This is a genomic window from Brevibacterium metallidurans, from assembly GCF_037101285.1.
Classification (GTDB): domain Bacteria; phylum Actinomycetota; class Actinomycetes; order Actinomycetales; family Brevibacteriaceae; genus Brevibacterium; species Brevibacterium metallidurans.
In genome coordinates this window covers 73,530-87,263 of record NZ_BAAAAF010000007.1, presented here as the reverse complement: position 1 = coordinate 87,263, position 13,734 = coordinate 73,530, and the positions used below count along the sequence as shown (strand labels likewise).

The 13,734-nt window shown below is 68.2% G+C and carries 10 protein-coding genes; 5 read left to right on the top strand and 5 right to left on the bottom strand.

Going from position 1 to position 13,734, the window contains the following annotated elements:
• The first annotated feature begins 230 nt into the window (after window positions 1-230).
• Both AACX88_RS10560 and AACX88_RS10555 read left to right on the top strand, forming a co-directional pair.
• Window positions 231-785 carry a TetR/AcrR family transcriptional regulator gene (locus tag AACX88_RS10560; RefSeq protein WP_339392971.1) on the top strand — a complete coding sequence of 185 codons (555 nt, stop codon included), beginning with the start codon at window positions 231-233 and terminating at the stop codon, window positions 783-785.
• Between the two features lie 112 nt (window positions 786-897).
• Complete coding sequence (locus tag AACX88_RS10555) at window positions 898-3,606, top strand: DNA gyrase/topoisomerase IV subunit A (RefSeq protein WP_339392970.1); 2,709 nt, start codon at window positions 898-900, stop codon at window positions 3,604-3,606.
• 296 nt (window positions 3,607-3,902) lie between these two features.
• Here AACX88_RS10555 and AACX88_RS10550 read toward each other — a convergent pair whose 3' ends face one another.
• Window positions 3,903-5,636, bottom strand: coding sequence for an adenylate/guanylate cyclase domain-containing protein (locus tag AACX88_RS10550; RefSeq protein ID WP_339392969.1), 1,734 nt, complete (start codon window positions 5,634-5,636; stop codon window positions 3,903-3,905).
• Window positions 5,636-6,652, bottom strand: coding sequence for a biotin--[acetyl-CoA-carboxylase] ligase (locus AACX88_RS10545; protein WP_339392968.1), 1,017 nt, complete (start codon window positions 6,650-6,652; stop codon window positions 5,636-5,638). The genes AACX88_RS10550 and AACX88_RS10545 overlap by 1 nt, the downstream gene beginning before the upstream one ends.
• Window positions 6,653-6,719: 67 nt before the next feature.
• Between AACX88_RS10545 and AACX88_RS10540 the strand changes: the two genes are divergently transcribed.
• Together AACX88_RS10540 and AACX88_RS10535 are read left to right on the top strand one after the other, a co-directional pair.
• Complete coding sequence (locus AACX88_RS10540) at window positions 6,720-8,300, top strand: acyl-CoA carboxylase subunit beta (protein ID WP_339392967.1); 1,581 nt, start codon at window positions 6,720-6,722, stop codon at window positions 8,298-8,300.
• Complete coding sequence (locus AACX88_RS10535; RefSeq protein WP_339392966.1) at window positions 8,297-8,608, top strand: hypothetical protein; 312 nt, start codon at window positions 8,297-8,299, stop codon at window positions 8,606-8,608. The genes AACX88_RS10540 and AACX88_RS10535 overlap by 4 nt, the downstream gene beginning before the upstream one ends.
• Before the next feature lie 80 nt (window positions 8,609-8,688).
• Here AACX88_RS10535 and AACX88_RS10530 read toward each other — a convergent pair whose 3' ends face one another.
• From AACX88_RS10530 to AACX88_RS10520, 3 genes are all read right to left on the bottom strand, one after another.
• Complete coding sequence (locus tag AACX88_RS10530) at window positions 8,689-9,471, bottom strand: TetR/AcrR family transcriptional regulator (RefSeq protein ID WP_339392965.1); 783 nt, start codon at window positions 9,469-9,471, stop codon at window positions 8,689-8,691.
• Window positions 9,472-9,568: 97 nt separating this feature from the next.
• Window positions 9,569-10,366: a nitrilase-related carbon-nitrogen hydrolase gene (locus AACX88_RS10525; protein WP_339392964.1), complete on the bottom strand. Its 798-nt coding sequence runs from the start codon at window positions 10,364-10,366 to the stop codon at window positions 9,569-9,571.
• A 120-nt stretch (window positions 10,367-10,486) separates the two neighbouring features.
• Window positions 10,487-11,683, bottom strand: a complete 1,197-nt coding sequence (locus AACX88_RS10520) for an MFS transporter (RefSeq protein ID WP_339392963.1) — start codon at window positions 11,681-11,683, stop codon at window positions 10,487-10,489.
• Between the two features lie 167 nt (window positions 11,684-11,850).
• Between AACX88_RS10520 and AACX88_RS10515 the strand changes: the two genes are divergently transcribed.
• On the top strand, window positions 11,851-13,530 hold the full coding sequence (locus AACX88_RS10515; RefSeq protein WP_339392962.1) for a DUF885 domain-containing protein: 1,680 nt from the start codon (window positions 11,851-11,853) through the stop codon (window positions 13,528-13,530).
• The last annotated feature ends 204 nt before the right edge of the window (window positions 13,531-13,734 follow it).

Here is a 13,734-nt window from a genome sequence, read left to right as displayed (position 1 = left end):
TGGACGCAGCCGACCCGATTGGTGGGAACCGACTGACTTTTTGGCGAGTCATATACCAATCCATCGACCGAACATGTAGTGTCTGTATCCGTTCGAGCATGAATAGTTATGCATTTGTGCCCTAAATAGCACGGCCGGTCCCCGGCCGCAGTCTGTGACCGAAGTGGGTCATTACCGTCAGCAGGCACCCTTGTGCTTCAGGGGTGTCCACGAGAGCGAGGCAGAGAGCATTGATTTCGCGCAAAGATGTCGTCACGGATTCCGCCATCGCCGTCGTCGCCGAGCAGGGGGTCCGCGGACTCACCCATCGTGCGGTCGACGCCATGGCCGAACTCCCCGTCGGCTCGACATCCAACGTCTACCGCACGCGTGACGCCCTCGTCACCGGAATCCTCGAGCGCATCGGCGAGCTCAACTCCCGCCAGTTCGATCGCCTCGTCGAGAACACGACGACGGGTGGGACCCCGCTCGTCGACGCTGCCATCGGACTGTGCTTCGACCTGCTCACCACCGACCGCAACCGCTTCTACACCTCCGTCATGCTCAGCCTCGACCCGGCCCTGCCCGCCGAGGCGCTCGCGGCGAAGAAGGCGAACATGGCCACGGTGGACTCCTTCGTCATGCAGCTCAGCGGCATCGACGCCGACCTGGCCCGCCGCATCACGAGCTCGGTGCTGGGGATGATGATCAGCGAGCTGATGTCGGGTGCCCCCAAGCGCGAGCATGTCGAGTCCTACATCAACGAACTCGCCGCCTGGATGAACGACTACGCGCCTGCGCAGTGAACGCCTGACGACACGAGCCCGACCGGGTGAGCCGGGGAACACGATTCGAACGTTAGAATCGACGGGTGCCGCCGCTGAGGGACAGCGGACCGGCGTGTGAGACAGGAGTTCCATGACCGAAGGCAGAGTCATCGATGTCGACGTCTCGGCGGAGATGGAGAGTTCGTACCTCGAGTACGCGTACTCTGTCATCTACTCGAGGGCTCTGCCGGACGCCCGTGACGGCCTCAAACCGGTGCAGAGGCGCATCGTCTACCAGATGGGCGATATGGGTCTGCGGCCCGACCGCGGCCACGTCAAGTCCTCCCGCATCGTCGGCGATGTCATGGGCAAGCTCCACCCGCACGGGGATTCGGCGATCTACGACGCGCTGGTGCGGCTGAGCCAGGACTTCATCATGCGGGTCCCGCTCGTCGACGGCCACGGCAACTTCGGCTCCCTCGACGACGGTCCGGCCGCTCCGAGGTACACCGAGGCCCGGCTGACGACGGCGTCGATGCAGATGATCGCCGGCCTCGACGAAGAGGTCGTCGACTTCGTCCCCAACTACGACAACACCCTCACCCAGCCCGACGTCCTGCCCAGCGCCTTCCCCAACCTCCTCATCAACGGAGCCTCGGGGATCGCGGTGGGCATGGCGACGAACATGGCTCCGCACAATCCCGGTGAGGTCATCGCCGCGTGCTGCCACCTCATCCGCAACCCCGAGGCCGATCTCGCCGAGCTCATGCGCTTCATCCCGGGCCCCGACCTGCCCACGGGTGGGCGGATCATCGGCCTCGACGGGGTGCGGGAGGCCTATGAGACGGGGCGCGGGACGTTCCGCACCCGGGCGACGGTCTCGATCGAGAACATCAACGCCCGCCGCAAGGGCATCGTCGTCACCGAGCTGCCCTACCTCGTCGGCCCGGAGAAGGTCGTGGCGAAGGTCAAGGACGCCGTGGGGGCGAAGAAGCTCACCGGCATCGCCTCGATCGACGACTACTCCGACCGCAAGAACGGCATGCGCCTGGTCATCGGGGTCAAGAACGGCTTCAACCCCGAGGCGGTCCTCGCCGAGCTCTACCGGCAGACTCCGCTCGAGGAGTCCTTCGGCATCAACAACGTCTGCCTCGTCGAGGGCCAGCCGCGCACCCTCGGGCTGCGCGAGCTCCTCACCGTCTACCTCTCCCACCGCATCGACGTCGTCCGTCGGCGCACGGTCTTCCAGCTGCGCAAGGCCAAGGACCGCCTCCACCTCGTCGAGGGCCTGCTCATCGCGATCCTCGACATCGACGAGGTCATCCAGCTCATCCGCTCCTCGGACGATGCCGGCACCGCGCGGACGAGGCTCATGGACGTCTTCGACCTCTCGGAGCTGCAGGCCACCTACATCCTCGACCTCCAGCTGCGGCGGCTGACGAAGTTCTCGCGTCTCGAACTCGAGGCCGAGCGGGACGAGCTGAAGAACCGCATCGAGTACCTCGAAGGTCTGCTCGCCGACGAGTCGAAGCTGCGCGAGCTCGTCGCCACGGAACTCGAGGCCACCGCCGAGATCATCGGCACGCCCCGTCGCACGGTCCTCATCGAAGGGTCGATGAAGGAGCTCACGGCGAAGGGGAAGAAGGCCCCGGACAACCTGAGGATCGCCGACGCCCCGACCCGGGTGCTGCTCTCGACGTCGGGCCGGATCGCGCGGACCTCGGATGCCGCGGTGCTCTCCCGGTCGGGCAAACGTGCCAGCCATGACGCGCTCGTCTCCGAGGTCGTCGCGACGACCCAGGGGAAGATCGGGGCGGTCACCTCGTCCGGGACCCTGCACATGATCGACGTCGTCGACCTGCCGGCGCTCCCGCCGGGAGCCTCGCGGCCGAACGTCGCAGGAGGCGTCAAAATCGCCGAGTACGCGGCGCTGGAGAAGAACGAGAAGGTCATCGGGCTGATCGACCTCGAACGCGAGTTCCTCCTCGGCACCGCCGACGGTGTCGTCAAGCGCGTGTCCGTCGCGGGTCGGCCGAACAAGACCGAATGGGATGCGATCGCACTCAAGGGCAAGGACTCCGTCATCGGTCTCGCCCAACCGCGTGACATCGACGCATCGCTCGCGGTCTTCGTCACCTCCGGGGCCCAGCTGCTCGCCTTCGACGCCTCGGGTCTGCGCGCGCAGGGCTGGAACGCCTCGGGTGTGGCCGGCATCAAGCTCGGCGCCGAGGCCAAGGCGATCTTCTTCGGTGCGGTCCCCCATGAGGCCGACGAGGAGATGAGCCTGTCGGTGGTGACGATCGCCAGCGGCGAGAACTTCTACGGGGCACCGTCCTCGTCGATCAAGGTCAGCGAGTTCGCGGAGTTCCCGACGAAGGGACGCGCCACCTCGGGCGTGCGCGCCCACAAGTTCCTCAAGGGCGAGACCGAGCTCTCGCTCGCCTGGGTCGGCGATTCGCCGCAGGCGGCCGCGCAGGCCGGTGGGGCGAGGGCCCTGCCGGGCGAGATGTCTCGCCGCGACGGCACCGGCTCCCCGCTCGAGGCGAAGATCGATGTCATCGGCACGCTGCCTCGCCTCGGCGCCCCCGGTGAGGACGTCACCGGTGGCACGGTCGATGGGGACTTGGGTGACGGCGGCGGCGACGGAGTGGGCTCTGAGGCGTCGGGCTCTGACGGTTCGGGCGGCGGCGGTGAGCCGCAGGCGGCCGCTTCGGGCGGATTGGCGACGAGCTTCGAGGGTCTCGACCTCGATCTCGACGACGCGCGCGAGGCGATCTCCCGCGCCCGCATCGACACCGACAACGGCGTCATCGTCTCCCACGACGAGGATGCCGAGGACGACGACTCAGCGCTCTTCTGACGCGTGTTCCGCACGCACGAGCTCGCCGAAGCGTGTCCTCCTGACGTGCACTTCGAGTCGAAGCACTGCGGGTGCCGCATCAACCGGAACCCGCAGCGCCACGTCCTACATCCAGCACTCAATCGCACGTTCGGCTCTACGTCCTCCACTCCGCTCACCGAACGGCACCCGCAGCTTCTTCTCCTACACCAGGAAGGGTAGGACGTAGCGCTGAGGGTGACTGTTGGTACGTGCGGCGGAACCTGACGCCGACGACGTGACGCGGCGACCGATGCCGCTGCGGTGACCGAGGCGGCTCAGGATTCGTCGTCGAGGTCGAGCTTCATCCGTGCGGCCGTGCCCCGCTCCATCCGGCAGATCCCCGTCTCCCCCAGCCCCTGCAGGGTGAGCGATCCGCGGGGTTCGAACACGTAGGCGTCGGAGGTCGAGAGCACCCGCGCGGTCTCCTCGTCGGTGAAGATCGTGCCGGGTTCGGCCACGGCCGTGAGCCTGGCCGCGAGGTTGACGCTCGAGCCGAAGATGTCGCCGAGGCGGGAGAGCACCCGGCCCCAGACGAATCCGACGCGCGCCTGCGGCAGATCCGAGGCCGCGGTGACGCGTTCCATGAGCGTCATCGCGATCTCCGCGCCGGCCATCGGCGTCTCGGCCGCGAAGAACACCTCGTCGCCGACGGTCTTGATGATCCGCCCGCCGCCGGTGGCGACGATGTTGTAGCAGATGCCCTGGAACTCCTGGACCATGTTCGCCAGCTGACGCGGTTCGAGCTTCTGCGACAGCCGGGTGTAGGAGACGAGGTCGATGAACCCGACGGCCCGGGCCAGCGGCATCGACGAGTCGTACCAGCCCTGCCGGTTGTCCATCGCGAGCCCGTCGGAGACGTTGACGTTGAGCCTGCCCATCACCTCGGCGAGGTTGCGCCGCCACGAGTACACGAGCATCTTCTGCATCGGGTCGATGAGATCCTCGATGACCTCGAGGGCCTCCCGCCGGGCCTCGGGTTCGCTCATCCCCTTCTCCTCGGTGAGGTATTCGACGAGCGTCTCCATCTGCCACACGACGAGGCGGTCCGTCGTCTGCCCGATCGCGCGCGCCAGGGACAGCGCCGTCTCCTGGTCGATGAGCCCGTCGGCCACCGGCTTCGCCCACATCCGCAGGGCATGGGCATCGCTGACCGTGTACGCCTTGTCGTGCGCGTCGGTCTGGGACATCCCCAGCGCCCGCCACATCTTCCTCGCCGAGACCGTCGAGATCCCGCCGAGCTTCGCCGCCTCCCGCCGATCGAGCACGCGTTTGCCGTCGAGGAGGATCTCCTCGAGACGCTCGGCCGCGGATCGGGTCTCGTAGATCGGATCGTCGTCCTCGTCGACGATGTCGATCGCCGAGGTGCGCGGATCCTCGTGCAGTCCCTCGGAGAAGTCGTCCCACGTCGAGGTCCCGGATTCCGCGGGGTCGGTCGCTCCCCCACCGGTGCTCTCACCGGATGCGCGACCGGGAATCATGTCCTCACGGATGATCGGCATCGCCGAGGTGGCAGGCAGTTCGCTGTCATCGACCCGCAAGCGACCGCGGACTCCGGCAGAACCGGGGCGGGACGCTGCAGCGCCGGCCGCCGCAGGACCGGTCGCTGCCGAGGCCCCTGCGACCGCCGCGTCGTGTGCAGCTCCGCGGTCAGCGGGGCGTCGCTCACCGGTCGGCCGAGCATCCGAGGACTGGGCAGCCGACGGCCGAACATCCGACGGCTGGGGATCCAGCTCATCGGCATCCGAGCCTTCCAGGTAAGCCTGCCCCGCATCCTCCCGCTCGGCAGCTTGCCGCTCGACGTCAACCTGCGCGGCAGCCTGCCGATCGACGTGATTCTGCCCGGCATCATCCCGCCTGGCACCTGCCCGTCCGGCCTCGACGCCATCCTGCCGCTCATCGGCCGGGTGGTGATGGGACTGCCTCTCTGTCACGGTGTGCGGGGAATCATCGCGACGCTGCGTGTCGTCGCCGGCGGCAGACGCAAACCCGTGCTGGGTGTCCTCACTCATCATCTCTCTGTCGCCCCGGATGGGGTCGTCCCGGAGGCGGTCTCGTCGGACAGGGTCTCAGGGGCCGGGCGCAGATGGTGGACGTCGCCGGCGCTCACGGTGATCTCGTCATCGATGACGAGGTCGCCGGAGGGGTCGAGTCCGGTGGCGCGGCCGATGAGGTGCCCTCCGTCGGGGCGTTCGACCTTGACCCTGGTTCCCAATGTCACCATGCCTGCACGCACCTGCTCGGCGGTCCGGCTGCGGCTGAAGTCCTCGTCACCATACTCGTCGATCTCCCTCAGGGCAGGAATGAGTGTGCTGAGGATCGACACTAGCAACGCTTCATGATCGATCTCTGAACCCGGCTCACCGCCAGGACCCGTACCCGCATCTCCGAGTTCGATCGCCAGGGAGCTCGCGTCCTCCCGTGGCAGATCTTCGGGTTCGAGTCGCGTGTTGATCCCCATGCCGAGCACGATGTGCGGACCCGAGTCGAGCATCTCGATGCGGGCGAGGATCCCGCACAGCTTCTTCCCCTCGGCGGTGAGCACATCGTTGGGCCACTTGAGCACGGCGGGGACTCCCACCTCGGCGACGGCAGAACGCACCGCCTCACCGGTGATGAGCGGGATCCACCCCCAGGATTCGACCCCGACGCTCGGGCGCAGCAGGATCGAGAAGGTCAGCGACCTGCGCGGCGGAACCGTCCACGTGCGTCCGAGCCTGCCGTGACCGGCGTTCTGGTAGTCGGTGCCGAGGATCGTCAGCTCGGGCAGGCCGTCGGGGAGGTCGACGTCCCCGGCGATCTCGCGGACGACCGCCTCGGCGGAGGAACCATTCACCTCGTCGGCGGGGGCGCCCCCCCCCGCCTCGGCGGACAGCGTCTGAGGACTGCGGACCAGGGCCGCGAGCTCATCGTTCGTCGACGGACTCGTCTCGTCCCAGATGATGAGCGGAAGGTCGATTCCGGCGGCCTCGGCGCGGGCGCGCAGCGAGCGGACATCGACGAGGAAGGGCGCGTGTTGGCTGGTCACCAGTCCACTCTAGATTCTTTTGGTGGGAGTGCACAATGAACTCGTGCGCCCTCGATAAGGTGGGGGCATGACGGAAACTCCACGCACCACCGCCGAGCGCATCGACGCCTTCGAAGCCCGCCGCGACGCGGCCCACACCGGCAACGAGAAGTCGGTGGAGAACCAGCACAAGCGCGGCAAGCAGACCGCCCGCGAACGCATCGACCAGCTCCTCGACGACGGATCGTTCCAGGAGATCGACGAGTTCGCGCGCCACCACAACACCCAGTTCGGGATGGCCGCGAACCGTCCCGACGGTGACGGCGTGGTCTGCGGCCTGGGCACGATCGACGGCAAGACCGTGGCCGTCTTCGCCCACGACTTCACCGTCCTCGGCGGCTCTCTCGCCGAGGCGAACGGCCGGAAGATCGTCAAGGTCCAGAAGCTCGCGCTCAAGCTCGGCTGCCCGATCATCGGCATCAACGACTCCGGCGGCGCCCGCATCCAGGAGGGCGTCGGCTCGATCGCGCTCTTCGCCGAGATCTTCCGCCTCAACGTCGCCTCCTCCGGCGTCATCCCCCAGATCTCGCTCATCATGGGCCCCTCGGCCGGCGGTGCCGTGTACTCCCCGGCGCTCACCGACGTCACGATCATGGTCGACAAGACCAGCCACATGTACATCACCGGCCCCGACGTCATCCGCACGGTCACCGGTGAGGAGGTCGGCCACGAGGAGCTCGGCGGCGGACGCACCCACAACACGGTCTCCGGCAACGCCCACTACCTCGCCAGCGACGAGGAGGACGCCCTCAACTACGTCCGCGACCTCCTCTCGTTCCTCCCCCAGAACAACCTCGACCCGGCCGACGCCGACGTCTTCGAATCCGACCTCGAGCTCACCACCGAGGACGAAGCGCTCGACACCCTCATGCCGGATTCGCCCTCGCAGCCCTACGACATCCTCGACGTCGTCACCACGGTCCTCGACGACGGGGAGTTCCTCCAGGTCTCCGAGCTCTTCGCCCCCAACGTCGTCACCGGCTTCGGCCGCGTCGAAGGCGTGAGCGTCGGCGTCATCGCCAACCAGCCGATGCAGCTGGCCGGCACCCTCGACATCGACGCCTCGGAGAAGGCGGCCCGCTTCGTCCGCCTCTGCGACGCCTTCAACCTGCCGATCCTCACCTTCGTCGACGTCCCCGGCTTCCTGCCCGGCACCGATCAGGAGCTCGGCGGGATCATCCGCCGCGGTGCGAAGCTCATCTACGCCTACGGTGAAGCCACCGTCCCGCTCATCACGCTCATCACCCGCAAGGCCTACGGCGGCGCGTACTGCGTCATGGGTTCGAAGCAGCTCGGCGCCGACATCAACCTCGCGTGGCCCTCGGCGCAGATCGCCGTCATGGGTGCCCAGGGGGCCGCGAACATCGTCTACCGCCGCAAGCTCAAGGCCGCAGAGGAGGCCGGTGAGGACGTCGACGCCCTGCGCGACGAACTCATCCAGGACTACGAGGACGCTCTGCTCAACCCGTACCTCGCGGCCGAGGAGGGCTACATCGACGCCGTCATCAAGCCGAGCGAGACCCGGGCGCGCATCGTGCGATCCCTGCGGGCGCTGAAGAACAAGCACGTCGACGCGCCGGCGCGCAAGCACGGTAACATCCCCCTATGAGCGAGGAACTCACCGAGACCGCATCGAGTGCACGGTCCGCGTCGACGCCGGAGACGTCTGCGTCGGTCGAAGACCGCACTCGGGTGCGCGCCGACGACGGTCAGCCGGTCAGCGACGAGATGGCCAGCGCCGCAGCCGTGGCCGCCGTCGTCGCGATCCGACAGGTGGCGCTCGCCTATGCCGCCCACCAGGCCGAAGCCCTCGCCGAGGTGGAGACGAAGAAGCACGACCGTGCCGGCTTCAACGCCCCGCGCCGCAACGTCCGCCGGCGTCTGCCCCAGACCTGGACGCAGCCGCTGGGACGCTGACTCAGTCGCCGAGGCGGTGACTCAGACGGCGGGCCGGTGACTCGGCCGCCGGGCAGCTGACCCGAGTGCCGGGCAGCTGGTCAGTCCGCGCTGCGCTCATCCTCGGCGAAGACCGCGCGGAGTTCGGCGAAGATCTCGCGGATGACGGGATCCGGGTCGCCCTCGTCGCGGCGCAGGCGCATGAAGGTCGTCCTGATCGCCATCATCGCCAAGGCGGCCACCGCTTCGGCCCGTGGGGACACGGGTGGCCCCTCGTCACCAAGACAGTTCCCGACCTCCCCCGCCGAGGCGGTCGCGTCGTCAGTCGTATCCGTCTCCCTTGCGTGCCCAGCCGGTGTGGCGCCGTCGTCCGGTGCGACGCCGTCGACGGGTGCTGAGCCGTCGACTGGTGGCCCGCCCTCGAGTCGACGGTGGATCATCTCGCGGAAGAGGCGCTCGTTGCTGCCCATGCGCGACATCTGCAGCTGCATGAGCGCAGGCTCCTGCTTGAGGATCTGGTGAAACCGGTGCATCTCCTCACGGCGTCGCAGCCGGCTGCGGATGACGACGGTGAGCAGGCCTTCGAGGTCGGTGAGCAGACGCCCTGACGGGCCGCCGGCTTCGAATTCGGCGATCGCCGGACGGTCCTCGTCGTCGAAGACGGTGTCGGAGCGCCCGAGGAGCGCTTCCTCCTTGTTGCCGAAGTAGTTGAAGAAGGTCCGACGGGAGACTCCTGCGCGGTCGCAGATCGCCTCGATGGTGACGTTGGCGAAGCCGTTCTCGGCGGTGAGGTCGAGGGCGGCCCGACGCAGGGCCTGTTCTCGTTCGCGCTTCTTCCGCTCCCGCAGTCCCTCTTCCGGCACGGTCTCCTCTGCTGCTGCCATGCCGCCATTATCGCGCTCGGTGCGATCGCCTCTCAAATGCCGTGACCGTGCTCACGGGCTGCACGCTCACTTCCGACCCACTCCCGCCGAAGCCGGTTCAGTACCCCAGCTTCGCGTTGACGAGCACGGGCAGCGCCTCGGCGGCCTCATCGGCGAGACCGAGGTCGAGGTCGACGACCTCGAGCATCTCCTCCCCGCCGAGTTCGACGACGACGGCGCCGAACGGGTCGGCGACGAGACTGTGGCCGACGCCCGTCGGTCCCTTCGGCGGCACGTCGACCCCGGTGACCTCGGGGTCGGCCTGACCGAGGGCGAGGACGAACATGTTCGAGTCCAGCGCCCGAGCCCGGGCGAGCAGCTCCCACTGCTCGACCTTGCCCGGCCCCGCACCCCACGAGGCGGAGACGATCGCCAGCCGTGCGCCTCGGCGGCTGAGTTCGGCGAAGAGCTTGGGGAAACGGATGTCGTAGCAGATCGCGATGCCCACCTCGTCGCCGGCAAGCGAGACGACAGCGGGATCCTGTCCGGCTGTGACGGTGTCGGACTCCTTGAACCCGAACGCGTCGTAGAGGTGGATCTTCGCGTATTCGGACCGGGTGCCGTCGGGGGCGTAGACGGCGAGGAGATTGACGAGCTTGCCGTCTGCGACCGCGAACTCGCCGACGACGATGCTCGTGTCGGCGTCCGCGGCGAGTGCGGTCAGCGCTTCACGCCACCCGGTCGCCTCCCGTTCGGCGATCTCGGCCAGGCCGCGGCCGAACGCCGACATCGTCGCTTCGGGGAAGACGACGACCTCGGCGTCGGCCTCTGCCGCCCGGTGCGTGTAGTCCCGGACCTTGGCGAGGTTGGCGGCCACATCCGTCGTCGTGTTGATCTGGGCGAGAGCGAGTCGCATGTCATCCTCCGTGCTCGGCGTCGGTCTCAGGCTACTCGGAACCGCGCCGGAGGTCACCCGGGGTCCGGCCTGTGACGGCAGCGACAACCCAGCCGACCTCGGCTCATGCTGCCGTCGTCCTCAGCTGATGAATTCGCGTCCCGGCCGACCCCCGCGACCGCGGCCGTGGACGGCGGTGTAGACGAGCATCGAGACGAGAACGAGGCCCGCACACAGGAGGAACATACCGCTGCCGCCGGTCAGCGGCATGAGCGCGCCGAGGACGATCGGCCCGATCCCGGAGCCGGCGTCGAGGAGGAGGAAGAACGACGCGGTGGCCACCGGCACCCGCGACATCGGCACGGACTTCACCGTGATCGTCTGGGCGCTGGGCATGAGCGAGCCGAAGCCGAAGCCGATGAGCACGCCGGCTGCCACGATTCCGGCTGTCGTCGGCCACATGGCCAGGAGCACATTGCCTGCGGCGTTGAGGGCGAGCGAGGGGTAGATGACGATGTTGTCGCCGTAGGCGTCCTGGATCCGGCCGACGAAGAGCCTGGCCACGAGCGAGGCGGCCGCGAAGGCGATGAAGAACAGTGAGGCCGCACCGGGCACGCCGTTCTCCGCGGCATAGCCGGCGAGGAAGACGAGTGCCGCGGCGAACGCGACGCCGGCGATGAGCATGATCAGCCCGATGCGCAGCCCGTCGCGGTCGACGAGGGTGCGGGGGTGGAGGTGCCATTTCGCGGCGCGCTGGGCCTCGCTGAGCTCCTGCTTCGGCAGGTCGAGGAAGAAGCAGAGGATGAGGGAGACCGCCGACATGAACGCCGAGGCCATGAAGAGCACCGTGTAGTCGAACTCGTGCGGTAGGAGCACGCCGAGGTAGGGGCCGAGCGCCGTGGACAGCGTCGTCGCGGTCCCGAAGTAACCGGTGCCCTCACCTCGGCGAGAGGACGGGATGACCGACTGGATCGCCGTCATGATCGCCGTGTTCCCCGCCCCGAAGGCGACGCCGTGGATGAGGCGGATGACGATGAGGAGGGCGAGCGTGTCCGCGGCGATGTAGGCGAGCGAGGCGAGGACGAAGACCGCCATGGAGATGACGAGCAGCTTCCGGCGGCCGATGAAGTCGAGGTACTTGCCGGTGAGCACGCGGGCGACGACGGCGCCGACGATGAAGCTCGAGGACGCGAAGCCCGCGGCGGCCTGACCGGCGGAGAAGCGGGCGATCGCGTAGCCGGCCATCGAGGTCATGAGCAGGTAGAAGACCATGGACATCGCGAGGTTGAGGCAGATCCCGACGATGAAGTCCTTCGTCCACAGCTGTGCTCGTGCCACGCGTCCTCTTCCCTCTGCTCAGAGCGGCCCGCCGAGCGGCGAGCCTTACCAGGGTATAGCTTCAGGGAATTCTCAGGCAGGGGTGTCCGTCGCTCAGCCGTGTGCCTCTCCTCATAGGCTGTCGCCCTGGTCACGGGGTGTGTCTCAGCTCATATAGGCTGATGGTCATGACTGAGAAGAGAACCCCGTCGGCCGTCGATGCCGTCGCCGAAGAGTACGTTGATGCCTCCCTCGCCCTCTCCCCGTCCCTCGCCCTGTTCCTCGGGCTCGAGGGCGCGAAGGGCTTCGACGACTACTCCCCTGCCGGGCTCGCGAAACGCCATGAGCTGACCATGGAGACCCTGCGCAGACTCGACGAGGTCGAAGCGGATGCCGACCTCGACGACGTCGACCGGGTCACGCTCGACGCGATGCGCGACCGCCTCGGCGTGGACCGGGACTACTACGAGGCCGGGTTCGACCATGCGAACCTCAACGTCATCGAATCCCCGCTGCAGAACATCCGCGACACCTTCGACCTGCTGCCCACCGCCACCGCGGCCGACTGGGAGTCCATCTATGTGACCCTCGCCGCCGTGCCCGCCTCGATCGCCGGCTACCAGGAGTCGCTGCGCCTGGCCAAGGACCGCGGTCAGGTCGCTGCCCGGATCCAGATCGAGAAGGTCATCGAGCAGGCCCGCGATCTCGCCGGGGAGGATTCGACGTTCCTCAGGCTCATCGCCGGTGCCGATGAGGTCGCCGAGGTGAGCCCGCAGCTGCGTGCGGATCTCTCCACCCACGCCGAGGCGGTCCGCACGGCGTTCGCGGGACTCGCCGACTTCCTCGGCGCCGAACTCCTCCCCGAAGCCCCGGAGAACGAAGCGTGCGGACGGGAGGCGTACGCGCTCCATTCGCGGAACTTCCTCGGCGCGGAGATCGACTTCGACGAGACGTACCGGTGGGGGCTCGAGGAGCTCGCCCGCATCGATGCCGAACAGCGGCGGGTCGCCGAGGAGATCATGCCCGGCGTCGACCTCTTCACGGTGATGAAGGCCCTCGATGAGGACCCGAAGCTCACGCTCAAGGGCAAGGACGCGCTGCGCGAGTGGATGCAGGGCGTCGCCGACGAGGCGATCGCCGAACTCGGGAAGTCCCACTTCGACATCCCCGAACCCGTGCGCACGATCGAATGCATGATCGCCCCGTCGGCGACCGGCGGCATCTACTACACCCCGCCCACCGACGACTTCTCCCGCCCCGGCCGCATGTGGTGGTCGGTGCCCGAGGGAGTCACCGAGTTCGCGACGTGGCAGGAGAAGACGACCGTCTACCATGAGGGCGTTCCCGGCCATCACCTCCAGGTCGGCCAGGCCACGTATGTCTCCGACACCCTCAACCGGTGGCGCCGGCTGATGTGCTGGGTCTCCGGCCACGGTGAGGGGTGGGCGCTGTATGCGGAGAAGCTCATGGCCGAACTCGGCTACATGGACGACCCCGCCGACTACCTCGGCATGCTCGACTCGCAGCGTCTGCGTGCGGCCCGAGTCGTCCTCGACATCGGCTTCCACCTGGGCCTCGAGGCCCCTGAGAGCCTGGGCGGCGGCATCTGGGACCGAGAGAAGGCGTGGCAGTTCCTCACCGACAACGTCGCGATGGACCGCAGCTTCCTCGCCTTCGAACTCGACCGGTACCTCGGCTGGCCCGGCCAGGCGCCGAGCTACAAGATCGGCCAGCGGCTGTGGGAGCAGTTCCGCGACGAGGCGAAGGCCGAAGCCGGTGACGACTTCGACCTCAAGGCCTTCCACACGAAGGCGCTGGGGATCGGGTCGGTCGGCCTCGACACCTTGGGGCGTGCGATCAAGCGCTGAGCCCGGGATTCGCCGAGGTGGTCCGCCGTGCGATCAGCAGTGCGGTGGGTTGCCTCGGCGGGCCTGGCGGGGCGGCGCCACAGGGCCGGCGGTCTGCCTCGGCGGGGCCGGTCGTCCGCTTCGGTGGGCGCAGCGGGGCGCTTCGGCGGGCGCAGCGGGGCGCTTCGGCGGGCACGGCTGTCCGCTTCGAAGGGCGCAGTCGGG